A 22,198-nucleotide genomic window follows, 5' to 3' on the forward strand; every position below is an offset into this window, starting at 1 on the left:
ATCGGGCATGACGCCCGGGGTGGGCGCTGCGGGCGTGCCGCCAGGCCAAGGGCCGGCCCATCTGGGTACCCATCCGATGCGGGAAACGGGGCGCCTGTCGTACGATAGGTTTTGGCCGCTGCGGCCCTGAGAGAACTCTCCAGGGCCATCCGCCAGGTCAGGCAGCAGCCGACGAGACATACTGCCATCGTGACATGAGCCCGGTATTCCTGTTGCTTGTTCATGCGGATCCTCAGCAGGCAAAGCGCTTGCTGCGGCGGCTGGTTCCGGTCGGCCGCTGCATTGTCCATGTCGATGCCAAGGCCGAACTTTCCGCGTTCCGGATCGACGATCCACGCGCAAGTTACGTGAAGGACCGTGTCGACGTGCGCTGGGGCGCCATCTCCCAGGTCGATGCCACCCTGAGGCTCATGCGCACCGCGCTCGCGGAATGCGAGGTGTCGCAGGTGAGCCATTTCATGCTGCTTTCGGGCAACTGCTATCCCTTGCGTCCGCTGGAAGAATTCCGAACCTTCTCGCAGCTGCATGCCGGCTCGAACTTCATCAAGATGATTCCGCTGGCAAGCACGCGCAAGCTGCATGAGCGGGTTCGCCACTTCTGGTTCTACGAGGACCTCCCGGTGGACGGACGGAAATTCACCCTGGCGCGGCTGTCGCGCGGCCTCCTGCAATTCCTCGGCAAGCTCGGGCGCCGGTCGTTCCCGCTCGTTGCGCAGTGGCACTTCGGTTCCCAATGGTGGGCGCTGACCCCTGAAGCGGTGAGCTACCTCGTGTCGTATCCGCATGAAGCGTCCGTGAAGCGATTTCTTCGGTTTTCCAAGGCGCCCGACGAGATCTACTTTCATACGCTGCTCGCAAACTCCCCGCTGCAGCACACCGTGGAGCCCGTCAGCGGAAGCGGCGTCTGGGATGCGGCGAACCTGCACCTGATCGATCCCTCGCTGTCGCGCTGGTTCCACACCTCGGACTACGAGGAGATCGTCGCGTCGGGCAAGTGGTTCGTGCGCAAGGTCGGCAGCGGCATCTCCAGCGATCTGTGCGACAGGCTGGACCGCAACGGCAATCACAACCTGGTCGCGCAAGCGGGCAAAGAGACTGCGTAGGCGTGGGCGCCGCTTTGGCCCGACGATCCTCGTCGGTCCTAAAGGCAGAATACGGGCCGGGAGCGGTCGTACAGCCACAGGAGTTGCAGCGCATGAGGATCGAACCACAATCCACGTTCACCGGGAGAAAGGCCGATGCCTTCGAACTGAAGATCCGATTTGCATGCGGGGCGCTGCTGGGCCTTGTGGTCGGCCTGGGCATGTGCGTCAGGCTGTGGCCGCTGAGCATCTTCGGGGCATGCGTGCTCGTGGCGCTCGCCGTCGCCGCCTGCGGTTTCTGCGCCGCTCGGTTTGGTGACAGGTTCTGGGCCAATCTGCGATGGCTGCAGTAGCTGACCGCATCGCCGGCCACCGCTCAACCAGTGACAGGGACTGCATCTGATGTTCTTTTCTCGCAAACCGAAGCCGCCTTCCTCGAGGCTCATTCAGATTCACGAGTACATCGACCTGCTCCACGGAGGCACCGAGGATCACGCCGCAAGCGACGCGGTCAAGCAAAGCGCCGTGGCGCTTGCGCACAGCCTTCGTGGGCCCCTGCAATTGAAAGCATGGACAGCCCCGGCGTTGGCACAGGTCTTTGCCCGCCGCTCGCAGGCGCACGATGCATTGCTGGTTCATGTGCCCCTCGACATCCGCGATTGCTTCCTGATCGCCATATTCAGGAACGGTGCGCCCACCGCGCAGGAGCATCTTCTTTTCGACATTGGCGCGGAATACCAGGAGCCCATGCTGGATTGCCCCGAGTTCGGCGTGGCGGAGCCGGCGAACGAAGTCAACATCCGTCACTGGATTCCGTTGCTGCAGGGCGAGCCGACCGCGTTCGCGGTCATTGAACGGCGCGGCGGAACCTACATGCAGGTGTTTGCCGACGTCGAGGGCTTTCATCTGGAGCACCAGCTGGTCACCCCTGGGGCGCACTACCGCGGGGCCGAGCCGGTCAGCGCCGAGGAAGCCGTCGGCATCCTGGTGTCGTACGCATGCGAAAAATACGAGTGGGCCTGCAAGCCCTGGGAGCGGCTCGAACTGCCGGCCACGTGATCCGGGAGTTTGCCAAACGCAATGGACTTCTTCCATGAGAACCATGAACGTATCCCTTCCGGAAGCCATGAAGTCGTTCGTGGATGAGCAAGTGGTCGAACGCGGCTACGGCACAAGCAGTGAGTACGTGCGCGATCTCATCCGACGGGACCAGCAGCGGCTGCAGCTGCGCAGTCTGTTGCTCCAAGGAGGCCTCTCGGCGCCCGCCGCCGGGGTAGACGCAGCCTACTTCGACGGTTTGCGTGAGAAGGTGCGCAATGCGGGCAAAAAGGCAGCCAGGGCCGGCGGCAGGTGAAGGCGAAAGCGGTCATCCCGCGAAAGCAGGCCAACCAGGACGTTGAGGACGCCATCGTCTATTGCCCGAGTGAAGGTGCGGGAAGTGCCGCACTCGATTTCGTCGACGAACTAAAAAATGCCTACAGCCACGTCAGCCGCCATCCCGGCACGGGTTCCATGAGCTATGCCCATCCGCATACGCCTGAGCTTTGCAGACGGCGCTCCCGCGCTAACGCTCCAGGAAGAGATCGGCAATGACCGACCTCAGCCACTTGTTGGAAGGGTCCTGCTGATACCGCTCGTGCCAATGCTGCTTGATGGCGAATCCCGGCAGCGTGAAGGGCGGCTTGAACAACTTCACTTCGGCGATTCGCAGCAAGGTCTCGGCCACGCGCTCGGGCACCGTGATCATCAGATCCGTCTGTGCCACCAGTGCGCCGATGCCCAGGAAGTCGGGAAGGTGCAGGCTGATGTTCCGCTGCACGCCAAGCCGGTCGAGTTCGCGCTCGACCAGCTCGTTGCCGGCTCCTGCCGCCGACACCACCACATGCTTCTCTCGCCTGAACATGCCTTGCGTCAGGCGGGAATGAATCCGGGGATGGTCCTTGCGTACGACGCAGACGAAGCGCTGATCGAACAATTTCTGCTGGTAGAAGCCCGCCTCCAGTTCCGGCATGAAGCCCACGGCCAGGTCCGCATCCCCGGATTCCAGCATCTTGGGCGTCCGCGACGAGATGTGCGTGATCTCGACCCGGACCGACGGGGCGACCTCGCTCAGGCGGTTCATGAGCTGGGGCAGCAGCACGAGATGGGTGATGCCGGTCATGCACACGCGAAAGGAGCGCTGCGCCTTCGCCGGATCGAAGATCGCCTGCTGCCGCGTCACGGCGCGCAGCAACTCCAGCGCCTGCCGGACCGGCGCGACCAATGAAGTGGTGTGCGGCGTCGGCTGCATGCCGTCGGATGTGCGGACAAAGAGCGGATCGCCGAAGTGCCGCCGCAGCCGCGCCAATGCGATGCTGATGGACGACTGCGGCATGCCGAGGTTCTCGCCGGCCCGCGAGACGCTGCGCGTCTTGTAGACCTCGTCGAAGATGCTGAGCAGTTTGAGATCCATTATTCAGATTCCTGATTTGGCGTATTTGGCGTATGCCATGTTCTAAATACTGCCACAGACCTAGGATCGCCGGATGACACTGAAACCGCTGATCGTGGCTTGCGCCTTCCTTCCTCTCGCCACGCTCGCGGATGCTTCCTCGGCATCGAGGCAAGCCGATCCCCCGGCCGTGAGCGCCTTCTATCGCCATCCCGAGCACTGCGCCTATATGGCGGGACTTCCCGAGAACGACTCGCCCGAATTCATCAAGCGCTTCGAGGTCGACGTCCAGGCGGCGGTGGAGGCCTTGCGGGTCCGGAATCCATCGCTGCAACTGACGGATGCCCTGTTCCATCTCAAGGCCGGGTGCGACCGGACCTTGGCAAGGATGAAATAGCGACAAAGCGCTTGACCCTCTCGTAGCGGCAGGGTCTAGGATGCCTTCAACTGAAGAGGGAAGGCATGTTCTTGAAGATCGGTGAACTTGCCCGGCGCGCCGGGCTGACAGTGCGCGCATTGCGCCACTATGACGACATCGCACTGCTGGTGCCATCCGAAAGATCGAGTGGCGGATATCGCCTGTACGGCCGGAAAGACGTGGCACGGCTTTATCGCATCCAGGCGCTGCGGCGGCTCGACTTGTCGCTCGCAGACATTCAAGGCCTGCTCGACAACGCGGCCGGCGGGCTTTCGGAAGTCGTGGCCCGGCAGGTGGCGCAGCTCGACCGTGAAATCCTGCAGGCATCGGCGCTGCGCGCCCATCTGCTTGCACTGCAGGGCCAGCTGCAGGCCAGCCAGGAGCCCGGCATCGACGACTGGCTGCTGGCACTCGAGAGCATGGTCGCCGGTGCGAAGTACTTCAGCGACGACGAACAGCGCGCGCTCTCCACGCAACGCAGTGGTTTCGCCGATGCGACGGCGCCCGAGCGCGCAGAGCTGACGACCTGGCTGCACAGCCTGGTCGCAACCGGTGCATCGCCCGAGAGCCCGCAGGCGCAGGCCCTGGCGCAGCGTTGGATCGCACTGCTGCTCGAAGAAGCAGGGGGCGACGAAGGCCTGCTGATGAAAATCTACGCCATGCACTGGAACGAGCCGTCGCTCCATGCGATGACGGGCGTGGACCGCGCCGGCATCCGGTACATCTCGCACGCGATGGCGTTCGCGCGCCTCGAGCGCTATGCGCCCTACTGCAGCGCCGGCGAGATGGCCACGCTGCGCCAGCATTACGTTGCGCAGACGGACGCGTGGCCGCCGCTCATTGCAGAGGTTCGGCAACAGATGTCGGCGGGCGCCCCCGCCGATGGCGCGGCCATGCGCGCGCTGGCGCAGCGCTGGCAGGCGCTGTCGCTGGCCAAGGCCGGCGGCAGTGCGTCGCTGCATGCGAAGCTGCAGCGGGCGTTCCGCCACGACGCGGCTCTGCGGTCCGGCTCGGGCATCGATGAGACGCTGGCAGCCTACGTGGGGCAGGCGATGGCATGCCTGGACGGCACACAGGTCTCCTGAATGAACCCGGAAAGGCACCACATGAACGCACAAGCACAGAAGAGCCCTCATTTCTTTACCGGCAACTACGCGCCGCTGACCGAGGAGCACGACATCGCGGCGCTCGACATCGAAGGCACGCTGCCGCCCGGGCTGTCGGGCAGCCTGTACCGGGTCGGCCCCAGCCCGCAATACGCACCGCGCGACGACAGCTATCACTGGTTCTCCGGCGACGGCATGGTGCATGCCTTCCACATCGGCAAGGGCAGGGTGTCGTACCGCAACCGCTGGGCGCGCACGCCGAAGTGGCAGCTCGAACATGAAGCCGGACGCGCGCTCTTCGGCACCTTCGGCAACCCTGCCACCAGCGACCCGCTGGCGCAGGGCCGCAACGGCGGCACCGCCAACACCAGCATGCTGTGGCACGGCGGCCGCCTGTTCGCCCTCGAAGAGTCGCACCAGCCTTTCGAGCTCGACGCCCTCACGCTGGCGTCCAAGGGGCACCAGAGCTTCGGCGACCGCGTGACCTCGCGCTGCACCGCGCACCCGAAGGTCGACCCCGAGAGCGGCGAACTGCACTTCTTCGCGTACTCGCCCGACGGCCCCTGTTCGCCGACCATGCTCTACGGCGTGATGGACAGGCACTGCGAGGTCGCGCAACTCCAGTCGTTCACGGCGCCGTATGCCAGCATGGTGCACGACTTCATGGTGACGCGCGGACACGTGCTCTTTCCCGTGATGCCGCTGACGCTCAGCGTGGAACGCGCCATGCGCGGCCAGCCGCTGCTGGCATGGGATGCCGCCAGGCGCACCCATGTCGGCGTGATGCGCCGTGGCAGTGCAGTCGACACATTGCGCTGGTTCGACACCGATGCCTGCCATGTGTTCCACGTGATGAATGCCTGGGACGACGGCGACACCATCGTGGCCTACGTGATGCAGTCGGACACCGCGCCCGGACTGCCCGACGCCGAAGGCCGCGCCGGCGATCCCGCAGCCATGGCGGCGCGCCTGTGCCGATGGACCTTCGACATGGCCGGCGAGAGCCGCGGCTTCCAGCGTGAATACCTCGACGATCTGGTGGCGGAGTTTCCGCGCATCGACGAGCGCTACACGGGGCGGCGCAACCGCTGCGGCTTCTACACCTGCCATGCAACGCCGCGGGCGCGGGATGACACGCAGAGCGTGCTCTACGACAGCCTGGCCCGATTCGACTTCGACACCGGCGAGCGCAGCCTGTACACGCTACCGAACGGCGACGTCGTGTCCGAACCGGTGTTCGTGCCGCGCGATGAAGGCTCGGCCGAGGGCGACGGCTGGCTGCTTGCCGTGGTCTGGCGTGAAGATGAAAGGCGCAGCGACCTGCTGGTGCTCGATGCCACGGACCTGCCTGCGGGGCCTGTCGCGGTGGCCCGCTTGCCGCACCGTGTGCCGTTCGGCTTTCACGGGACCTGGCGACCTGGCTTGTAGCGCCTGGCCGGCAGGCGCTGGAAACTTCGCGGCCGCGATCGCTATATTCCTTTCTTCGGAGTTGTTCTGTACAACCCAAACCAAGAGGAACTCGCGCCTTGAAGCCATCCCCCCAAAAGCCGGCCGGCCTGAACTTTCCCAGGCCGCTGGTCACCGTCGACGTGGTCATCTTCACCGTGCTGGAAGATGCGCTGAAGGTCATGCTGGTACGCCGACCGAACGGCCCCGACGATCCCTTTCCGGGCCGCTGGGCGCTTCCTGGAGGATTCATCGACGTCGACAGGGATGCCAGCCTGCTCGACTGCGCGCTGCGCAAGCTGCGCGAGAAGACCGGCGTCGCCGCACCCTATCTCGAACAGCTGGGCAGCTGGGGCGGCGCGCACCGCGATCCGCGCGGCTGGTCGGCCACGCATGCCTTCTTCGCGCTGATGCCGGCCCAGGACCTGGTGCTCGAAAAAGGCGAGAACGCTGCCCAGGTCGAATGGGTGGACGCCGCGGCCGCGGGCCGCAAGCGCCTGGCGTTCGACCATGCCGAGCTCCTGGCGAACGCCATCGCGCGGCTGCGCAGCAAGGTGGAATACACCTCGCTGCCGGCATTTCTCCTGAACGAGCCCTTCACGCTGCCGCAGCTGCAGCACACCTACGAGGTCGTGCTCGGCCGCGCCGTCGACAAGAGTGCCTTCCGCAAGCGGATGCTCGATGGCGCCTTCATGGAGGAAGCCGGCACGGTGGAGGGCGCCTCCGGGCGGCCGGCCATGGGCTACCGGCTGCGCGACCGCTCGCAGGCCGCCCTGTTTCCCCGGACCTTCAGCCCGCGGGATGCCGAGGCGCCGGACGCTTGACTTTTTCTTTCGTGGTTGTACAGTACAACCAACAAGAGTTGTACAGTACAACTAAAAAGAGGACGCCGCCATGAAGCAGAACATCCATCTCCTCGTGATCGATCCGCAGAACGACTTCTGCGACCTGCCGGCCGACTGGCTCGGCACCGATGCCGCCACGCACGCGCCGCTGCAGCCGGCACTGCCGGTGGCCGGTGCCCACGCCGACATGCTGAGGCTGGCCGGCCTCATCCGCGAAGGGGCGGGCGGCATCGCCGGCATCACGGTCACGCTGGATTCGCACCACAGGTTCGACATCGCGCATCCCACGTTCTGGCAGGCGCGCGGCGGCGGCGCCGTGGCGCCCTTCACCGCGATCACGGCGGCGCAGGTTCGCGCCGGCGACTACCGGCCCCGCGACGCCGCGGCCCTGCCGCGCGCGCTGGCCTACCTCGACGAACTCGAGCGCAGGGGCCGCTACACGCTGATGGTGTGGCCGGTGCACTGCGAGATCGGCAGCTGGGGCCACAACGTGCATGCCGCCGTCAAGGCGGCCTACAACGCCTGGGAAGACGCGCAGGCCGGCCTGGTGGAAAAGGTCGCCAAGGGCAGCAATCCCTGGACCGAGCACTACAGCGCCGTCCAGGCCGAGGTGCCGGATGCGGACGATCCCGGCACCGCGCTCAACATGCGGCTGGTCGCGTCGCTCGACCGCGCCGACCTGGTCGTGATTGCCGGCGAAGCCAGCAGCCATTGCGTGAAGGCCACCACCGAGCACATCGCCGCCCACCTGCCGTCGGGCAGGCCCGAAAAGCTGGTGCTGGTCACCGACTGCATGAGCCCGGTGACCGGCTTCGAGGCCCAGCACCGGGCCTTCCTGAACGACATGGCCGCACGCGGCGTGCAGCTTCGCACCAGCGCCGATGTGCTCGCACTGCTGGCGGCCAACGCCTGACGCCAACCGGTCCAAGGAGCACACCATGCAACCGATCATCCAGAGCCTGCTGGACACCGACCTTTACAAGTTCACGATGTGGCAGGCGATGCTGCACAGCCATCCGCAGACGCAGGCCGAGTACAGCTTCGTGTGCCGCAACCAGCCGGCCTATCCGCTGGCCGAGCTGCTGGCGGACGTCAACGCGCAGCTCGACCATCTGTGCTCGCTGCGCTTCGCGCCCGGCGAACTCGCCTACCTGCGCGGCCTGCGCTACATCAAGAGCGACTTCGTCGACTTCCTGCGCATCTTCAGCTTCCAGCGCGAATTCATCACCGCCGCGGCCGACGGCGATGCGCTGCGCATCCGGGCGGTCGGCCCGCAGGTGCACACCATGGCGTTCGAGATCTTCGTGCTCGCGATCGTCAACGAGCTGTACTTCCGCCGCTTCGATGCAGAGGCCGCGCTGGCCGAGGGCCGCCGGCGCCTGCAGGCCAAGATCGAACTGCTGCGCGGTTTTGCGGAAGAGCCGGCGGCGCGGCATCCCTTCGAGTTCTTCGACTTCGGCGTGCGCCGCCGCTTCTCCCGCGACTGGCAGCGCGAAATGGTCGGCACGCTCAAGCGCGAAGTGCCGATGTATTTCAAGGGCACCTCCAACGTGCTGCTGGCCAAGGAGCTGGAGCTGGTGCCCATCGGCACGATGGCGCACGAGTACCTGCAGACCTACCAGGCGCTCGGCGTGCGGCTGCGCGACTTCCAGAACGCCGCGCTGGAGGGCTGGGTGCAGGAATACCGCGGCGACCTGGGCGTGGCACTGACCGACGTGGTCGGCATGGATGCCTTCCTGGCCGATTTCGACCTGTACTTCGCCAAGCTCTTCGACGGCCTTCGCCACGATTCGGGCGATCCGGTCGCCTGGGGCGAAAAGGCGCTGGCGCACTATGCCAGGCTGCGCATCGATGCGCACACCAAGCGGCTGGTGTTCTCCGACGGGCTCGACCTGCCAAAGGCCATCGGGCTGTACCGGACCTTCGCCGATCGCACGCAAACCGGCTTCGGCATCGGCACCCACCTGAGCAACGACGTCGGCCTCACGCCGCTGAACATCGTGATGAAGCTCACAGGCTGCAACGGCCAGCCGGTGGCCAAGCTGTCGGACAGCCCGGGCAAGACGCTGTGCGAAGACCGGACCTTCCTGGCCTACCTGCGTCAGGTCTTCCATATCGAGGGTTGAACGCCATGCTCCGCATCACCATTGCCCAGCTCAATCCCACCATCGGCGACCTGGCCGGCAACGCCGCGCGGATGATCGAGGCCGCGCGCCGGGCCTCGGCCGAGCAGGCCGACCTGGTGGTCTTCTCGGAGCTGTCGCTCAGCGCCTACTACCCGGCCGACCTGCTGGAGGAAGATGGCTTCATGGACCGCGTGGAGGATGCGTTCGGGCAGCTGCTCTCGGCCTCGCGCGAGATGCCGGCACTGCACTGGGCGGTCGGCCTGCCGGCGCGGCGCGAAGGCGCGGGCAAGAAGCTTCGCAACGTGCTGCGCGTCATTTGCGCGGGAGAGGTGCGGCTCGAATATGCCAAGCAGCTGCTGCCGACCTACAACGTCTTCGACGAGCGCCGGCACTTCGAGCCGGGCCCCGACGTGGCGCGCGTGCTGCGCATCCGCAACACGCGCGTGGGATTCCTGATCTGCGAGGACGGCTGGAACGACGAGGGCCAGGACTACCTCGTCAATCCTTTCGACCGCATGCGCGACGCCGCGCCCGACCTCGTGGTGTCGGTCAACGCGAGTCCGTCGAACATCGGCAAGCGCGAGCAGCGGCGCCGCATCTTCGGTGCGGCCAGCCGCCGCAACGGGCTGCCCATCCTCTACGTCAACCAGGTGGGCGGCCACGACCAGCTGGTGTATGACGGGGCCTCGTTCGCCGTCGAGCCGCAGGCCGGCGTGGTGTACGAGGCGCGCCGCTTCGCGGAGGACGTGGGCACCTTGCGCTTCGAGGGCGGCCGCTTTCTCACGCCGGCCGGCGAGGCACCGCCGCCCGTGCCGCCGCAAGGCCTGCCGACGCTGGAGTTCTACCGCCAGCAGATCGTGCTGGGCCTGCGCGACTATGCGCGGCGCTGCGGCTTCCGGCAGGCGGTGGTCGGCTCGTCCGGCGGCATCGATTCGGCGCTGACGCTCGCGCTGGCGGTCGAGGCGCTGGGTGCGCAGAACGTCGTCGCCATCACCATGCCGTCGCGCTTCTCCTCGGCGGGATCGGTGGGCGATTCCGAAACCCTGTGCCGCAAGCTCGGCGTGCCGCTCAAGGCGCATGCCATCGCGGGCATCGTCTCGCAGTTCGAGCAAGGCTTCGAGACGGCCTTCGGCCAAGGCCTCGAGGGCGTGGCACTCGAGAACCTGCAGGCGCGCGTGCGCGGCACGATCCTCATGGGCTACTCCAACAGCTTCGGGCACCTGCTGCTGACCACGGGCAACAAGTCCGAGATCTCGGTCGGCTACTGCACGCTGTATGGCGACACCAACGGCGGCCTGGGCCTGATCGGCGACCTCTACAAGACCGAGGTGTTCGCGCTGTCGCGGCACTTGAACGCACAGGCCGGACGCGAGCTCATCCCGCAGGCCATCCTCGACAAGGAACCCTCCGCCGAGCTTGCGCCGGGGCAGAAGGACGCCGACAGCCTGCCGCCCTATGAAGTGCTCGACGAAGTCCTCAAGCTGCTGATCGAAGGCGAGCGGCTGGGGGCGGAGGAGTACGCGCAGGCGCGCAGCTTCGTCGACCGGCTGCGCGCGACGCCCGAGGGCGAGGCGCTGGTCGAGCGCATCCGCGGCATGGTCGCGCGCAACGAGTACAAGCGGCGCCAGTCGCCGCCCATCGTCCGGGTCAGGCCGCGGGCATTCGGCTCCGGCCGCCAGATGCCGATCGCTGCCCGCTGGAACTGAGGACAACGACATGACAAGCACGAACAAGGCGCCCGATGTCGCCGTCTACATCGGACGCTTCCAGATCTTCCACAATGCCCAGCTGGCGCTGCTGCGCCGCGCGCTGGCGGCCGCGCCCGAGTGCGTGGTGGTGCTCGGATCGGCCTTCCAGGCGCGCACGCCGCGCAATCCCTTCACCTGGCAGGAGCGCGCCGAGATGATCCGCGTCGCGCTGCCGGAAGCGGACCGCCAGCGGCTGGAGTTCCTGCCGGTGCGCGACCATTACAACTCTGCGCAGTGGGTCGCGGCGGTGAAGCAGGGCCTGGCCCGGCTGCACCCCGGCCAGCCGTCGGTGGTGCTGGTGGGGCACCTGAAGGATGCGACCAGCAGCTACCTGCGCGACTTTCCCGGCTGGGCGCTCGACGACGCCGGGCGCCGCGGCGACATCCATGCGAGCGCGCTGCGCGACGCCTATTTCGGGGCGGCCCGTGACGGCTCGCTGGAGCCGGTCCTGGCCGCCCTCGTCGGCCAGGCGCCGGAGAGCACGCTGCAGTTCCTGCGCGCCTGGGCCAGCCTGCCGCCCTATGCGGTGCTGGCACAGGAATGGGAGAGCCTGCGCCGCGAGAAGGCGCTGTGGTCCGGCTCGCCGTACCCGCCGGTCTTCGTCACGGTCGATGCGGTCGTCCAATGCGGGCGCCAGGTGCTGCTGATCCGGCGCGGCCGCTCGCCCGGCAAGGGCCTGTTCGCAGTGCCGGGCGGCTTTCTCGAGCCGCGCGAGACCGTGTGGCAATCGGCCCTGCGCGAACTGGAAGAGGAAACCGGCCTGCGCCTCCTGGACAGCGACATCGAAGCCGCCTTCAAGGCGGTGCAGGTGTTCGACCATCCCGACCGCAGCCAGCGCGGCCGCGTCATCACCCACGCGCACTGGTTCGACCTGGGCCCGCGCCGCCCGCCCGAGCTGACCGCCGGCGACGATGCCTCGGAAGCCCGGTGGGTGTCCATCGATCAACTGGCCGGCATGGAGGACCAGTTCCATGACGACCACTTCCACATCCTCGATTTCTTCTTCGGGTTGACGGCGGATGGCGCGCAAGGCGGCGCCGCATGAACGACCGGGAGCGATACCGCGGCTGCCTGCTCGGGCTCGCCTGCGGCGATGCGGTGGGCACGACCGTCGAGTTCATGCCGCGCGGAACCTTCGAGCCCGTCACGGGCATGGCTGGCGGCGGCCCTTTCAGGCTGCAGCCGGGCGAGTGGACCGACGACACCTCCATGGCGCTGTGCCTGGCGACCAGTCTCGTCTGGCGGCGCGGCTTCGATGCCGTCGACCAGATGAACCGCTACTGCAACTGGCGCAGCGTCGGCCACCTGAGCAGCAACGGCGAATGCTTCGACATCGGCATCACGGTGGCCACGGCGCTGGACCGCTACATTCGGACTCATAATCCGTTGGTCGATGGTTCAAGCCCATCGCGGCCTACCCAATAGATGGCGAAGCCGATCAGCGTAGGGGCCATACTTGTGCGATACGAAGCGCAAATCCAGCGGCTTCTGGCCCGCGCGCTCGATGCTGCGCTCAAGAAACCACGCCAGCTTCTGAATCTCCAGCAGGCTGCACTCCATGCCGAGCACCCAGTAGCGGCGCACCAGTTCGGCGATGAGGGCACGAGCCGGGGTCAGCTTCTCGACGCCGGTACGCTTGGCCACGTTCTGGTACTTCTGGGTCGGCGAACAAAGCCGACAAGAAAGAAAAAGAGTTTGCTACGACATGCGGCGTAAGCCAGGTCGCCAAGCACCGAGTCAGGGGCGACAGTGAGGCGTCCGCAGCCCACTCCGCGCGCAGGTCCTCATGTTGACCGTTCATCCTGAGTGGCACCATCCGTCTCGCCCGGGCATTGCGGTTAGCATATTCGGCTGCATACGGCCGGGGCGAGAATCAATGCGGATACTGCTGGTGGAAGACGACAAGGTGCTGGCCGACGCGCTCTCGCGCGCGCTGGTGCAGTCCGCCCACGCGGTGGACATCGTCTCCACCGGCGAAGAGGCCGACCATGCGCTCGCGCTCGGCATCTACGACCTGGCGATCCTGGACATCGGGCTGCCCAAGCTGAGCGGGCTGGACGTGCTGCGGCGGCTGCGCGCGCGCAAGTCCACCATGCCGGTGCTGATGCTGACCGCCTTCGACACCCTGCAGGACCGCGTGCGCGGACTCGACCTGGGCGCCGACGACTACCTGGCCAAGCCCTTCGACCTGCCGGAGCTCGAAGCACGCGTGCGCGCGCTGCTGCGCCGCAGTACCAACTCCACGCCGTACCTCGAGCACGGCCTGCTGTGCTTCGACACGGTGGGACGGCGCGTGTTCTACGACAAGAAGCCGCTCGACCTGTCGCCGCGCGAGCTCGCCGTGCTGGAGCTGCTGATGATGCGAGAGGGGCGCGTGGTGGGCAAGGAGCAGATGGTCAACCATCTCTACGGATGGGGCGACGAGGTCGGCGACAACGCGATCGAGGTCAACGTCTACCGGCTGCGCAAGAAGCTCGAACCGCTCGGGTGCGAGATCCGCACCGTGCGCGGCATGGGCTACCTGATGGACCGCGGCGATGCGCAAACCTGAGCCCAGGCTGCAGCGCAAGCTGCTGGCCTGGCTGCTCGGTCCGCTCGCGGTGCTGCTGGTGCTGGACACCGGCGCGGCCTACTGGAACTCGCTGCGTTTCTCCAACCTCGCCTACGACCGCGCGCTGTACGAGATCGGGCGCGAGATCGTGCTGCACGTGAAGCTCGAGGGCCTGCAGCCGCGGCTCGACCTGTCCGAGGCCGCGCGCAACATCCTGCTGCTCGACCAGGACGACCTGCTCTTCTACCGCGTGGCCAGCGAGGACGGCAAGGCACTGGGCGGCGATGCGGAAATGCCGCCGCCGCGCGCGGGCGACCCCGCCAGGCCGCGCTTCTACCGCGACACGCTGCGCGGCGAGCCGGTGCGGATGCTGGTGGCCTCGATGCCCATCGGCGGCAACCCCGAGGCGCCGATGGTGCTGGTGCAGGTCGCCGAAACCTTGCACAAGCGCACGCGCCTGGCCTGGGAGATGCTGGCCAACGTGGTGGTGCCGCAGCTGCTGCTGATCGTGATGGCCACGGCGGTGGTCTGGTTCGGCATCTCGCGCGGGCTCGAGCCGCTGCAGCGGCTGCGGCGCGCGGTGTCGGACCGCTCGCACCTGGACCTGAGCCCGATCGACATCCACGACGTGCCCGGCGAGGTGCGGCCGCTGGTGGACGAGGTCAACGAGCTGATGGCGCGGCTCGGGCGCACCTTCGATTTCCAGAACCGCTTCGTGGCCGACGCCGCGCACCAGCTGAAGACACCGGTGAGCGGCCTGAAGGCGCAGATCGAACTGGCACTGCGGGAGAACGATGCCGAGCGCGTGCGCCATTCGCTCGCGCAGCTCTACATCAGCGCCGACCGGCTCTCGCGGCTGGTGCGCCAGCTGCTTTCGCTCGCGCGCAACGAGCCCGGCGCGCTCGACGCCATGCAGCTGCAGCCGCTCGACCTGAATGCCTATGCGCTGGAGGTCAGCATGGACTGGGTGCCGCAGGCCCTCAAGCGCGACATCGACCTGGGCTTCGAAGGCGCCGAGCATCCGCTGGTGATCAACGCCGACCGCGACCGGCTGCGCGAGCTCATCAACAACCTGATCGACAACGCGGTGCGCTACAGCCAGCCGGGCGGCCGCGTGACCGTGCAGGTGGGCCAGAGCGACAACGACCAGTGCCGCCTGGCCATCAGCGACGACGGCCCGAGCGTGCCGGTGGAGGAGCGTGCGCGCATCTTCGAGCGCTTCCACCGCCTGCTCGGCACGCAGGAGGACGGCAGCGGCCTGGGCCTGGCGATCGTCAGCGAGATCGCCACGCTGCACGGCGCGCGCATCACGCTGGAGGAAGACATCGACGGCGTGGGCAACACCTTCAGCGTCTTCTTTCCGCTGCGCAAGGCCTGAGCAGCGCCGCTCGGGCGCCTCTGTAAGCTGGCTGACAGCTGGCGGATATCTGGCTGACAGCCAGCCGGCAGAAAGGTGACAGCGCAGGTCCGTAGCCTCGAACACGCCGGAACCGCCGTGGTTCCGCGTCCACTTCGAGGAGACAACCCCCATGTCGTTTTTGACCAGTCCGGATTTCTGGATTGCCCTGTCGCAGATCATCCTGATCAACATCGTCCTGAGCGGCGACAACGCCGTCGTCATCGCGATGGCCTCGCGCTCGCTGCCGCCCGCGCAGCAGAAGAAGGCGATCCTGTTCGGCAGCATGGGCGCCATCGTGCTGCGCGTGGTGCTGACCTTCTTTGCGGTCTACCTGCTGACGCTGCCGTACCTCAAGCTGGTGGGAGCCGCGCTGCTGTTCTGGATCGGCGTCGGCCTGCTCAAGGGCGACGACGGCGAGGAGAACCTGGAGGGCCATTCGAGCCTGGCCGCGGCCATCAAGACCATCGTGGTCGCCGACCTGGTCATGAGCCTGGACAACGTCGTCGGCGTCGCAGCCGCGGCCAAGGGCAACGTGCCGCTGCTGGTGTTCGGCCTCGTGATCAGCATTCCGCTGATCATCTTCGGCAGCACCCTGATCCTCAAGCTGATGGACCGCTTCCCGATCATCATCACGCTCGGCGCCGGCCTGCTCGGCTGGGTGGCCGGCGAAATGGCGATGTCGGATCCGTCCATTGCCGGATGGGCCGGCAACCATCACACCGTGCACAACGTGGTTCCCGCAATCGGCGCCGTCTCCGTCGTGTTGATCGGCAAGTGGCTGACCAGCCGCCAACAACAGCCGGAACCCGCCAACCAGTCGGCCTGAGGGTGTCGGCGTGAGACGGCGCATTCTGGTCCCCATCGACCCGACCGAGCCGGCCCGCATGCGCTCGGCCATCGAGCAGGTCGTGCGCATCTGCCGGCAGGAGCCGGTGGCTGTGCGGCTCTTGCGGGTGCAACCCGCGGTTTCCGGCCACGTCGCGATGTTCTTCGACCCGCACGAGCTGCGCGAGCTCCAGCACAGCGCGGGCGCCGAGGAGCTGCAGCTTGCGCGGAACCTGCTCGCGCTGGCCGGCGTGTCCTGCACCAGCACCGTGGTGATCGGGCGCAGTGCCGAGAGCATCGTTTCGGCGGCCCGCGATTTCGGCTGCGACCGCATCGTCCTCGGCCGCAGCGAGCCCGGCCTCGCGGGGCGGATCTTCGGCTCGCTCGCGCAGCAGGTGCGCCAGCTGCTCGGCGCGAGCGGCGACCTGCAGGTCATCGGCTCCTGAGGCGCGGCGGCACAGGCGCGGGGCGCCGCCGTCACGACTTCATGCGTTGCTTTCCGTTTGCGCAGCTTCCGGGGTTGCACCCTGGTGGCCGCGGCGCGCGCGCTCGTTGCGCGTCCGGTCGAGCGCCGCATGGCTCCTCCTGGCGGCCGCTTCGCATTTCTCGTGCAGCTCGGCCAGTTCCTTGTCCGTGAGCTTCTCGATGCCCATGAACTCGTCGCCGGCGTTCGATGACCGGATCAGCTCGTCGAGCTTGGTCTGAAGCGCCGCGCCATCGCGGTTTTGCGTGTTCTGGATCAGGAACACCATCAGGAAGGTGACGATGGTGGTGCCGGTGTTGATGGCCAGCTGCCAGTTCTCCGAGAACTGGAAGAAGGGCCCCGACACCGCCCAGGCGATGACCAGCGCGACGCAGATCAGAAATGCAATTGGACTTCCGGCAGCGTGCGCCGTGGCATTGGCGAAGGATGCGAAGAACTTGTCCATGTCGCGCAGGGTGCTGCGTCGGGAATTGCAGGGCGTCATCCATCGTCGATAGAAGGGGTTTGAATTTTTCCCTTGCGCTTGTGAGACGGCGGCGGGTGGTGTGCCCGCCGCGCCCTTCGGCAAGTAGGGCAGGCGCGCAGGCGCCGGCCGGGTCTCAGAAGTCGATGCTGGCCGAGAGGCTCACCGTGCGCGGCGAGCCGACGAACAGGTAGCCGGCCGTCGACGTGCCCCAGTAGTCCTTGTCGAACAGGTTCTCCACGTTCATGCGGAAGGTGACGGGCTTGCCGCCGAGCCGCGTCGCGTAGCGCGCGCCGGCATCGAAGCGGTTCCAGCCCGGGATGTGCAGGGTGTTGGCAGGATCGACGGCGGTCTTGCCGGTGTGGATCATGCGGCCCGTCAGCGTCAGTCCGGGAAGGAACGGCATGTCCCATTCCGCGCCCAGGTTCAGTTGCCAGTCCGGCACGCCGATCGCCTTCTTGCCTTCCAAGGCGCTCGTGGCCGCCTTGGTGATGACGCCGTCCATGTAGGTGACGCCGCCCAGAACGCGCACGCCACGCACCAGCTCGCCGGCCAGGGTGGCTTCGACGCCCCGGTTGCGCTGCTCGCCGAAGACGCCGAAGGTCGAACCCGAGAGGCCGGCGCTGGGCTTGGTCAGCTCGAACAGGCTGACGGCCGCCACCATGCCGCCGTCGAGGTCGAACTTGACGCCGATCTCCTTCTGCTTGGACTTGTACGGCGGCATGACCGCGCCCGGGTTGCTGATCGCAGCGCTGATCGGTGCGACCTCCCCGCGCGACAGGCCCTCGATGTAGCTCGCATAGAGCGAGACGTTGGGCTGGAGCTTGTAGACCACACCGGCCACCGGCGTGGTGGCGCTCTCGTCGTAGTAGGCGCCGCTCGCCTGGCCGGTGGAAAAGTCGTAGTCCTGCCCGGCCACCTGCTGGCGGCGCAGGCCCAGGGTCACGCGCAACCGGTCGTCCATGAACGACAGCGTGTCCGCCAGCGCCAGGCTGGTCAGCTTGGTGTCGAGGTACGGGCGCAGCGGGTTGCCGATGCCGGCCGTGGACGGCGTCGGCAACAGCAATCCGGCATACAGGTTGGAACTGCCGCCCGGGTAGCCCGTGTAGAAGCCCAGCGTCTGTTCCTGCTCGAGGCGCGAGAAGTTCAACGCGACCTCATGCTTCACGGGACCGGTCGAGAACCTGCCGCGCAGGCCCGCGTCCAGCGACTTGCTCTCGACGGACATGCGTTGCCAGCCGCCGAAGAATGAGTAGTTGCCGGCGGTGTCCATGATGACCGGATTGGATGCGACCGCGCCCCAGTTCAGCTTGCGCTGGCCGTAGCTGGCGTAGGCCGTGAGGCTGTCGCTCAGGTCGTACTCGGCCTTGAGCACCGCCGAGCCGTTGCGCCCGTCGGACCAGCCCAGGCCCGGATAGGGATAGCGGTTGTCTGGCGCGCGCGGCACGGCGGCGAGCGTCGGGCCCGCCTGGAATTGGCGCACGACGTTGTCGATGCGCTCCTTCTGCGCCAGCAGGTCCAGCGAAGCGCGCAATGCGCGGCCTCGGTAGTCCAGCGCAACGGCGCCCAGGCTTTCGCGCGTGGACTGTCCCTTGATGGCCGTGTCGCCTTCGCGCTGCATCGCGTTGATGCGCACACCGAACGATCCGTCCGGCCCGAAGCGCCGGCCGATGTCGACATGGCCGCCGAACACCGAGTCGGACGAGGCACTGCCGGTGAAGCGCGTGATCGGCTCGCTTTCCGCGCGCTTGGGCACGAGGTTGACGACGCCGCCCACGCTGCCGCCGGGCGTCATCCCGAACAGGGACGCGGACGGGCCCTTGATGATCTCGACCCGCTCCACCGCCTCCAGCGGCGCGCGCCAGTAGGGCGTCACGCCGAACACGCCGTTCAGCGCAAAGTCGCTGCTCGGGACGCTGAACCCGCGGATCGTGATGTCTTCGTTGAGGTTGGATCGCGCGCTGCCCATGCGCACGGACGGGTCCGCCGACAGGACGTCGGCCACCGAGCGCGCCTGGTCGTTCTCGATCGTCTGGGCGGTATAGCTGGTCACGCTGAAGGGCGTTTCCATGACGGAGGCGTTGCCGAGGATGCCCATGCGTGCGCCGCGGCCCACCTGGCCTCCGCGGATCGCGGGTGGCGGCGCATCGATCGAATCGCTCTGCTCGGTGGCCGTGACCAGCGGCAGCGTCGCTGTTGCGGCCGCAGCAGGCTCGTTCGCCGGCCTTGCATCCGCCGTCTGCGCCAGCGCGGCGCCTGCGCACCACGCCGCGCCGGCCGCGAACGCCGCCTGCGCGGCGACTGCCAACTTCGATTTCACGCCGCGCTGGCGTCCGTACAAATGATCGACCATAAGCATTTTGTCCATTGATGATAATGAGAAGTATTTATATTCGTATCATCAAAGTCAAGATGCTCCCTGAGGATCGAGGGGGAAGGGTTGCGAATGCCTGCAGTTAGGATATGCAGCGCACCACATCAAGCCATGAGCAAAGCCATTCCTCCGCCCGGCAAGGCAAGGGCCGCCGGCCCGTTCGGCGGGTACGCCGATTTCCGGGGGGCATCGTCGAGCTGCGCGATGCCGCGCGGCGGGCCGCCGCGCGCAGCGTCAATGCGTGGATGACGGCGAGCTACCGGGAGATCGGGCGCCGGATCGTCGAGGCCGAGCAAAAGGGCCGGCGGCGCGCGGGCTACGGCGAGCAGCTGATCGAGCGCCTCTCGCTCGACCTGACGAGCCGGTTCGCCAGACAGTGTCTGGCGAATCTCCTGCACTGCCGCCGCCCGATGCGCCATGGCTCGCCGGCGCCGATCCTGCCGACGCTGCCGGAGCATGGCCGTTGGAAGACCTGGCGCGGATGTTCACGCTGCCCTGGTCCGCCTACGTTCGCCTGCTGTCGGTCAAGGACGGCAACGCACGCCGGTTCTATGAAGCCGGGGCGCTGCGCGGCGGATGGAGCGTGCGCCAGCTCGACCGCCAGATCGGCAGCCAGATCTACGAGCGCACCGCGCTCTCGAGGAGCAAGGCCGTGATCCATCGGCTGGAAGACTTCCTGCTCGAACTCGGCGGCGACTTCAGCTTCGTCGGGCGGCAGCGAAGACTGCGCATCGACCAGACCTGGTACCGCGTGGACCTGCTGTTCTTTCACCGGCGCCTGCGCTGCCTCGTCATCATCGACCTGAAGCTTGGCGGGCTGACGCACGCGGACGTGGGGCAGATGCACATGTACTGCAACTACGCCAGGGAGCACTGGACCCTGCCCGACGGGAACCCGCAGGTCGGCCCGATCCTTTGCGCCGACAAGGGCCAGGCGCTGGCGCGCCATGCGCTCGAGGGGCTGCCCAGCAAGATCATGGCCGCGAACTACCGCACCGTGCTGCCGGACGCCGAGCTGCTGCAGAGCGAACTGGAGAAGACGCGGCGCATGCTGGAGACGCGCGGCACCTTCCGCGGCAAGGACCTGGCGGGGGGCACGGCAGGGCCATAGAAAAAAGTCCTGCGGAATTCTTTTTCGGCGCCGAATCCTTTTGGCCCTGAAGCGGCCTCCATGCAGGGGTCAACATTCACCGGAGCCCGCAACATGTTTCATCTCAAACGCAACGTCCCGTCCTGGGAGCGCGCAGTTCGGCTGTGCCTCGGCGTCTTCGCCGCCCTCGGCGCTTTCTACCTTTTGCCGGCCGGGACGCTTCGCATGCTGGGCCTCGCCGTGGCGGGAATGCTCGCGGCCACGGCCATCGTCGGGTTCTGTCCCGCCTGCGCGATGCTCGGCCGGAAGGCCGCGGGCCAGGCCCGATGATCGGCGCGTCCGCTGCGCTGATCGAAGCCGCCTGCGCCGGGGACGAGCGGGCGCTGTCGCAATTGCTGCGCGCCTGCCAGCCCGACCTCAGGCGATTCGCGCGCCGCACCTGTTCGAACAGCGAGGACGCCGAGGATGCGGTGCAGGTGGCGCTGTGGCAGCTGCACCGCAAGATCGGCACGCTCGGCACCGTGGCGGCCTTTGCCACCTGGCTGTTCCGCATCGTCGAGCGCGAGTGCTACCGGATCTTCAGGCGCAGTGCCGCCAAGGCGCCCCTTTCGGCGCCATTGGCAGAGGAGCTGGCTGCGCCGCATATTCCCGCGGACTTGCGCCTCGATCTCACGCGGGCGATTGCCGCGCTGCCGGAGGCCTATCGCGTCGCGCTGATCCTGCGCGATGTCGAGGAACTGACCGCCCCCGAGGTCGCCGCAAGCCTGGGCCTGAGCGTGCAGGCCGTGAAGAGCCGGCTGCATCGCGCCCGCGCGATGGTGCGCGAGAGCCTGATGAGCGGCGGCTACTGGGATCGGGATGGCGAATCCGGATCGGATCCGCGCGAGGTGAGGACCATCGGGCGCTGAGGCCGGCACTGCTGCAAGGCGTTCGGCGCGGGCTTCTTCTTCACTTGTCCGCCACGCCGTCCTTGCGCGTCCGCGCCAGCAGGCTGCGCACCGAGGACTCGAGCTCGCGCAGCTGGAACGCAATGTCGTGCAGCTGCTCGGCAAGGGTGGTGAATCCGGCCGGCTGCGCCATCGTGGCGGCGGCCAGGCGTGCCGGCCTGTGCGAAGCCTCCGGACTCACGGCATGCCTCAATGCGGCGACGCTGGCGGCGGCAGTACCGGCTGCGCAGCGAAGCGCGGCGACGGCTTCGTCGACCTGCACATCGCGCCTTGCCATGGCATCCGCCACGCTGCCGCGCCAATCTTCCAGCGCGCCGGGCTCCTTGCCGAACAGGTTGTCGATCTCCTTCATGCCCCCGATTTTGTCGGAGAACGGGGTTCAGATCACGCATGACCGTCGACGGCTCTCGAACAGGCCTTGGCTTAGGATGCGCTGATGCCTCTTTCGCAACTTCCGGCGGATCGCCCCGAAGGGCGCCTTGCTTCATGAGGCCCGCCGGCCCCGTCGCGAGACTGCTCTGGCGCGTGCTGGCGCTGGTGTGCGTCGCCCTCGGCCTGATCGGCGCCTTTCTTCCTGTCCTGCCGACGGTGCCGTTCCTGCTCGCGGCCGCCTGGGCGGCCGGGCGCGGCTGGCCCGCGCTCGAACACTGGCTGCTCGAGCATCCCCGCTATGGCGAGTACATCCGACAGTGGCGCCAACGCGGAGCGGTGCCCCGCCGCGCGAAGTGGGCCGCAACGGCCATGATGGCGCTGAGCTCGGCCGTGCTGCTGGCCACCGCCGCACCCGTCGCCGTGAAGATCGGCGCGCCGGTGCTCATGGCGGCCGTCGCGATCTGGCTGTGGAGCCGGCCCGAAAGCTGATC

Annotated in this window: 25 protein-coding genes and 1 pseudogene; 21 read left to right on the forward strand and 5 right to left on the reverse strand. The window is 67.3% G+C overall.

The window, feature by feature from the left end; genetic code table 11:
• The first annotated feature begins 194 nt into the window (after positions 1–194).
• The 4 genes from EJO66_RS25870 to EJO66_RS25885 all read left to right on the forward strand — a co-directional run bounded on the left by EJO66_RS25870 (position 195) and on the right by EJO66_RS25885 (position 2,436).
• Positions 195–1,103 carry a beta-1,6-N-acetylglucosaminyltransferase gene (locus tag EJO66_RS25870; protein ID WP_125966535.1) on the forward strand — a complete coding sequence of 303 codons (909 nt, stop codon included), beginning with the start codon at positions 195–197 and terminating at the stop codon, positions 1,101–1,103.
• 92 nt (positions 1,104–1,195) lie between these two features.
• Positions 1,196–1,435, forward strand: a complete 240-nt coding sequence (locus tag EJO66_RS25875) for a hypothetical protein (RefSeq protein WP_124961043.1) — start codon at positions 1,196–1,198, stop codon at positions 1,433–1,435.
• 232 nt (positions 1,436–1,667) lie between these two features.
• Positions 1,668–2,141 (forward strand): hypothetical protein, encoded by a 474-nt coding sequence (locus tag EJO66_RS25880; RefSeq protein ID WP_125966536.1) that lies wholly within the window; start codon positions 1,668–1,670, stop codon positions 2,139–2,141.
• Positions 2,142–2,175: 34 nt separating this feature from the next.
• Positions 2,176–2,436 (forward strand): ribbon-helix-helix domain-containing protein, encoded by a 261-nt coding sequence (locus EJO66_RS25885; RefSeq protein WP_124961041.1) that lies wholly within the window; start codon positions 2,176–2,178, stop codon positions 2,434–2,436.
• 210 nt (positions 2,437–2,646) lie between these two features.
• Here the strand turns inward: EJO66_RS25885 and EJO66_RS25895 are convergent, their stop codons facing one another.
• Positions 2,647–3,534 carry a LysR family transcriptional regulator gene (locus EJO66_RS25895; protein ID WP_125966537.1) on the reverse strand — a complete coding sequence of 296 codons (888 nt, stop codon included), beginning with the start codon at positions 3,532–3,534 and terminating at the stop codon, positions 2,647–2,649.
• Positions 3,535–3,607: 73 nt separating this feature from the next.
• Between EJO66_RS25895 and EJO66_RS25900 the strand changes: the two genes are divergently transcribed.
• The 9 genes from EJO66_RS25900 (at position 3,608) to EJO66_RS25940 (ending at position 12,627) form a co-directional block, all read left to right on the forward strand.
• Positions 3,608–3,910 (forward strand): hypothetical protein, encoded by a 303-nt coding sequence (locus tag EJO66_RS25900; protein WP_124961039.1) that lies wholly within the window; start codon positions 3,608–3,610, stop codon positions 3,908–3,910.
• A gap of 65 nt (positions 3,911–3,975) precedes the next feature.
• A complete protein-coding gene (locus tag EJO66_RS25905) occupies positions 3,976–5,016 on the forward strand; it encodes a MerR family transcriptional regulator (RefSeq protein WP_125966538.1) in 1,041 nt (346 codons plus the stop codon).
• Between the two features lie 21 nt (positions 5,017–5,037).
• A complete protein-coding gene (locus tag EJO66_RS25910) occupies positions 5,038–6,465 on the forward strand; it encodes a carotenoid oxygenase family protein (RefSeq protein WP_125966539.1) in 1,428 nt (475 codons plus the stop codon).
• A gap of 98 nt (positions 6,466–6,563) precedes the next feature.
• Positions 6,564–7,307, forward strand: a complete 744-nt coding sequence (locus EJO66_RS25915) for an NUDIX hydrolase (protein ID WP_125966540.1) — start codon at positions 6,564–6,566, stop codon at positions 7,305–7,307.
• A gap of 70 nt (positions 7,308–7,377) precedes the next feature.
• Entirely contained in the window at positions 7,378–8,241 is an 864-nt protein-coding gene (locus EJO66_RS25920) for a cysteine hydrolase family protein (protein WP_125966541.1), read from the forward strand.
• Positions 8,242–8,266: 25 nt separating this feature from the next.
• Positions 8,267–9,454 (forward strand): nicotinate phosphoribosyltransferase, encoded by a 1,188-nt coding sequence (pncB, locus tag EJO66_RS25925; protein WP_125966542.1) that lies wholly within the window; start codon positions 8,267–8,269, stop codon positions 9,452–9,454.
• A 5-nt stretch (positions 9,455–9,459) separates the two neighbouring features.
• Positions 9,460–11,160 carry an NAD+ synthase gene (locus tag EJO66_RS25930; RefSeq protein ID WP_125966543.1) on the forward strand — a complete coding sequence of 567 codons (1,701 nt, stop codon included), beginning with the start codon at positions 9,460–9,462 and terminating at the stop codon, positions 11,158–11,160.
• Between the two features lie 10 nt (positions 11,161–11,170).
• Positions 11,171–12,247, forward strand: coding sequence for an NUDIX domain-containing protein (locus tag EJO66_RS25935; RefSeq protein ID WP_125966544.1), 1,077 nt, complete (start codon positions 11,171–11,173; stop codon positions 12,245–12,247).
• On the forward strand, positions 12,244–12,627 hold the full coding sequence (locus EJO66_RS25940; RefSeq protein WP_420856703.1) for an ADP-ribosylglycohydrolase family protein: 384 nt from the start codon (positions 12,244–12,246) through the stop codon (positions 12,625–12,627). Before EJO66_RS25935 ends, EJO66_RS25940 begins: the two co-directional genes overlap by 4 nt.
• Here the strand turns inward: EJO66_RS25940 and EJO66_RS25945 are convergent.
• On the reverse strand, positions 12,601–12,846 hold the full coding sequence (locus EJO66_RS25945) for a hypothetical protein (protein WP_240648783.1): 246 nt from the start codon (positions 12,844–12,846) through the stop codon (positions 12,601–12,603). The two genes, EJO66_RS25940 and EJO66_RS25945, sit on opposite strands and share 27 nt — an antisense overlap.
• A gap of 232 nt (positions 12,847–13,078) precedes the next feature.
• Here EJO66_RS25945 and EJO66_RS25950 point away from each other — a divergent pair, with 232 nt between their 5' ends.
• The 4 genes from EJO66_RS25950 to EJO66_RS25965 all read left to right on the forward strand — a co-directional run bounded on the left by EJO66_RS25950 (position 13,079) and on the right by EJO66_RS25965 (position 16,423).
• A complete protein-coding gene (locus tag EJO66_RS25950; protein WP_124961021.1) occupies positions 13,079–13,753 on the forward strand; it encodes a response regulator in 675 nt (224 codons plus the stop codon).
• On the forward strand, positions 13,740–15,131 hold the full coding sequence (locus EJO66_RS25955) for a sensor histidine kinase (protein WP_125966545.1): 1,392 nt from the start codon (positions 13,740–13,742) through the stop codon (positions 15,129–15,131). Before EJO66_RS25950 ends, EJO66_RS25955 begins: the two co-directional genes overlap by 14 nt.
• Positions 15,132–15,282: 151 nt before the next feature.
• On the forward strand, positions 15,283–15,978 hold the full coding sequence (locus EJO66_RS25960; RefSeq protein WP_125966546.1) for a TerC family protein: 696 nt from the start codon (positions 15,283–15,285) through the stop codon (positions 15,976–15,978).
• Positions 15,979–15,988: 10 nt separating this feature from the next.
• Positions 15,989–16,423, forward strand: a complete 435-nt coding sequence (locus EJO66_RS25965) for a universal stress protein (protein ID WP_125966547.1) — start codon at positions 15,989–15,991, stop codon at positions 16,421–16,423.
• 39 nt (positions 16,424–16,462) lie between these two features.
• Here the strand turns inward: EJO66_RS25965 and EJO66_RS25970 are convergent, their stop codons facing one another.
• Both EJO66_RS25970 and EJO66_RS25975 read right to left on the reverse strand, forming a co-directional pair.
• The gene (locus EJO66_RS25970) at positions 16,463–16,906 is read right to left on the reverse strand and encodes a low affinity iron permease family protein (RefSeq protein ID WP_125966607.1); all 444 of its coding nucleotides are present in this window, start codon (positions 16,904–16,906) and stop codon (positions 16,463–16,465) included.
• 154 nt (positions 16,907–17,060) lie between these two features.
• On the reverse strand, positions 17,061–19,277 hold the full coding sequence (locus EJO66_RS25975) for a TonB-dependent receptor (protein WP_125966548.1): 2,217 nt from the start codon (positions 19,275–19,277) through the stop codon (positions 17,061–17,063).
• 132 nt (positions 19,278–19,409) lie between these two features.
• Between EJO66_RS25975 and EJO66_RS25980 the strand changes: the two are divergent.
• From EJO66_RS25980 to EJO66_RS25990, 3 genes and pseudogenes are all read left to right on the forward strand, one after another.
• Positions 19,410–20,409: pseudogene (locus EJO66_RS25980) on the forward strand (PDDEXK nuclease domain-containing protein).
• A 93-nt stretch (positions 20,410–20,502) separates the two neighbouring features.
• Positions 20,503–20,718, forward strand: a complete 216-nt coding sequence (locus EJO66_RS25985) for a YgaP family membrane protein (RefSeq protein ID WP_125966549.1) — start codon at positions 20,503–20,505, stop codon at positions 20,716–20,718.
• Complete coding sequence (locus EJO66_RS25990; RefSeq protein ID WP_125966550.1) at positions 20,715–21,296, forward strand: RNA polymerase sigma factor; 582 nt, start codon at positions 20,715–20,717, stop codon at positions 21,294–21,296. The genes EJO66_RS25985 and EJO66_RS25990 overlap by 4 nt, the downstream gene beginning before the upstream one ends.
• Positions 21,297–21,336: 40 nt before the next feature.
• On the opposite strand, the gene EJO66_RS25995 is transcribed toward EJO66_RS25990, so the two are convergent.
• Positions 21,337–21,687: a hypothetical protein gene (locus EJO66_RS25995; RefSeq protein WP_124961014.1), complete on the reverse strand. Its 351-nt coding sequence runs from the start codon at positions 21,685–21,687 to the stop codon at positions 21,337–21,339.
• Between the two features lie 134 nt (positions 21,688–21,821).
• Between EJO66_RS25995 and EJO66_RS26000 the strand changes: the two genes are divergently transcribed.
• Positions 21,822–22,196 carry a YbaN family protein gene (locus tag EJO66_RS26000; RefSeq protein WP_124961013.1) on the forward strand — a complete coding sequence of 125 codons (375 nt, stop codon included), beginning with the start codon at positions 21,822–21,824 and terminating at the stop codon, positions 22,194–22,196.
• Positions 22,197–22,198 lie beyond the last annotated feature (2 nt).

Source organism: Variovorax beijingensis (assembly GCF_003951285.1).
GTDB lineage: Bacteria > Pseudomonadota > Gammaproteobacteria > Burkholderiales > Burkholderiaceae_C > Variovorax > Variovorax beijingensis.

Coding starts and splice junctions, on each gene's coding strand:
- EJO66_RS25960 (WP_125966546.1), top strand. CDS start 15,283: ATGTCGTTTTTGACCAGTCCGGATTTCTGGATTGCCCTGTCGCAGATC.
- EJO66_RS25870 (WP_125966535.1), top strand. CDS start 195: ATGAGCCCGGTATTCCTGTTGCTTGTTCATGCGGATCCTCAGCAGGCA.
- EJO66_RS25995 (WP_124961014.1), bottom strand. CDS start 21,687: ATGAAGGAGATCGACAACCTGTTCGGCAAGGAGCCCGGCGCGCTGGAA.
- EJO66_RS25885 (WP_124961041.1), top strand. CDS start 2,176: ATGAGAACCATGAACGTATCCCTTCCGGAAGCCATGAAGTCGTTCGTG.
- EJO66_RS25985 (WP_125966549.1), top strand. CDS start 20,503: ATGTTTCATCTCAAACGCAACGTCCCGTCCTGGGAGCGCGCAGTTCGG.
- EJO66_RS25970 (WP_125966607.1), bottom strand. CDS start 16,906: ATGGACAAGTTCTTCGCATCCTTCGCCAATGCCACGGCGCACGCTGCC.
- EJO66_RS25920 (WP_125966541.1), top strand. CDS start 7,378: ATGAAGCAGAACATCCATCTCCTCGTGATCGATCCGCAGAACGACTTC.
- EJO66_RS25990 (WP_125966550.1), top strand. CDS start 20,715: ATGATCGGCGCGTCCGCTGCGCTGATCGAAGCCGCCTGCGCCGGGGAC.
- EJO66_RS25955 (WP_125966545.1), top strand. CDS start 13,740: ATGCGCAAACCTGAGCCCAGGCTGCAGCGCAAGCTGCTGGCCTGGCTG.
- EJO66_RS25930 (WP_125966543.1), top strand. CDS start 9,460: ATGCTCCGCATCACCATTGCCCAGCTCAATCCCACCATCGGCGACCTG.
- EJO66_RS25935 (WP_125966544.1), top strand. CDS start 11,171: ATGACAAGCACGAACAAGGCGCCCGATGTCGCCGTCTACATCGGACGC.
- EJO66_RS26000 (WP_124961013.1), top strand. CDS start 21,822: ATGAGGCCCGCCGGCCCCGTCGCGAGACTGCTCTGGCGCGTGCTGGCG.
- EJO66_RS25975 (WP_125966548.1), bottom strand. CDS start 19,277: ATGGTCGATCATTTGTACGGACGCCAGCGCGGCGTGAAATCGAAGTTG.
- EJO66_RS25940 (WP_420856703.1), top strand. CDS start 12,244: ATGAACGACCGGGAGCGATACCGCGGCTGCCTGCTCGGGCTCGCCTGC.
- EJO66_RS25875 (WP_124961043.1), top strand. CDS start 1,196: ATGAGGATCGAACCACAATCCACGTTCACCGGGAGAAAGGCCGATGCC.
- pncB (WP_125966542.1), top strand. CDS start 8,267: ATGCAACCGATCATCCAGAGCCTGCTGGACACCGACCTTTACAAGTTC.
- EJO66_RS25905 (WP_125966538.1), top strand. CDS start 3,976: ATGTTCTTGAAGATCGGTGAACTTGCCCGGCGCGCCGGGCTGACAGTG.
- EJO66_RS25900 (WP_124961039.1), top strand. CDS start 3,608: ATGACACTGAAACCGCTGATCGTGGCTTGCGCCTTCCTTCCTCTCGCC.
- EJO66_RS25950 (WP_124961021.1), top strand. CDS start 13,079: ATGCGGATACTGCTGGTGGAAGACGACAAGGTGCTGGCCGACGCGCTC.
- EJO66_RS25895 (WP_125966537.1), bottom strand. CDS start 3,534: ATGGATCTCAAACTGCTCAGCATCTTCGACGAGGTCTACAAGACGCGC.
- EJO66_RS25910 (WP_125966539.1), top strand. CDS start 5,038: ATGAACGCACAAGCACAGAAGAGCCCTCATTTCTTTACCGGCAACTAC.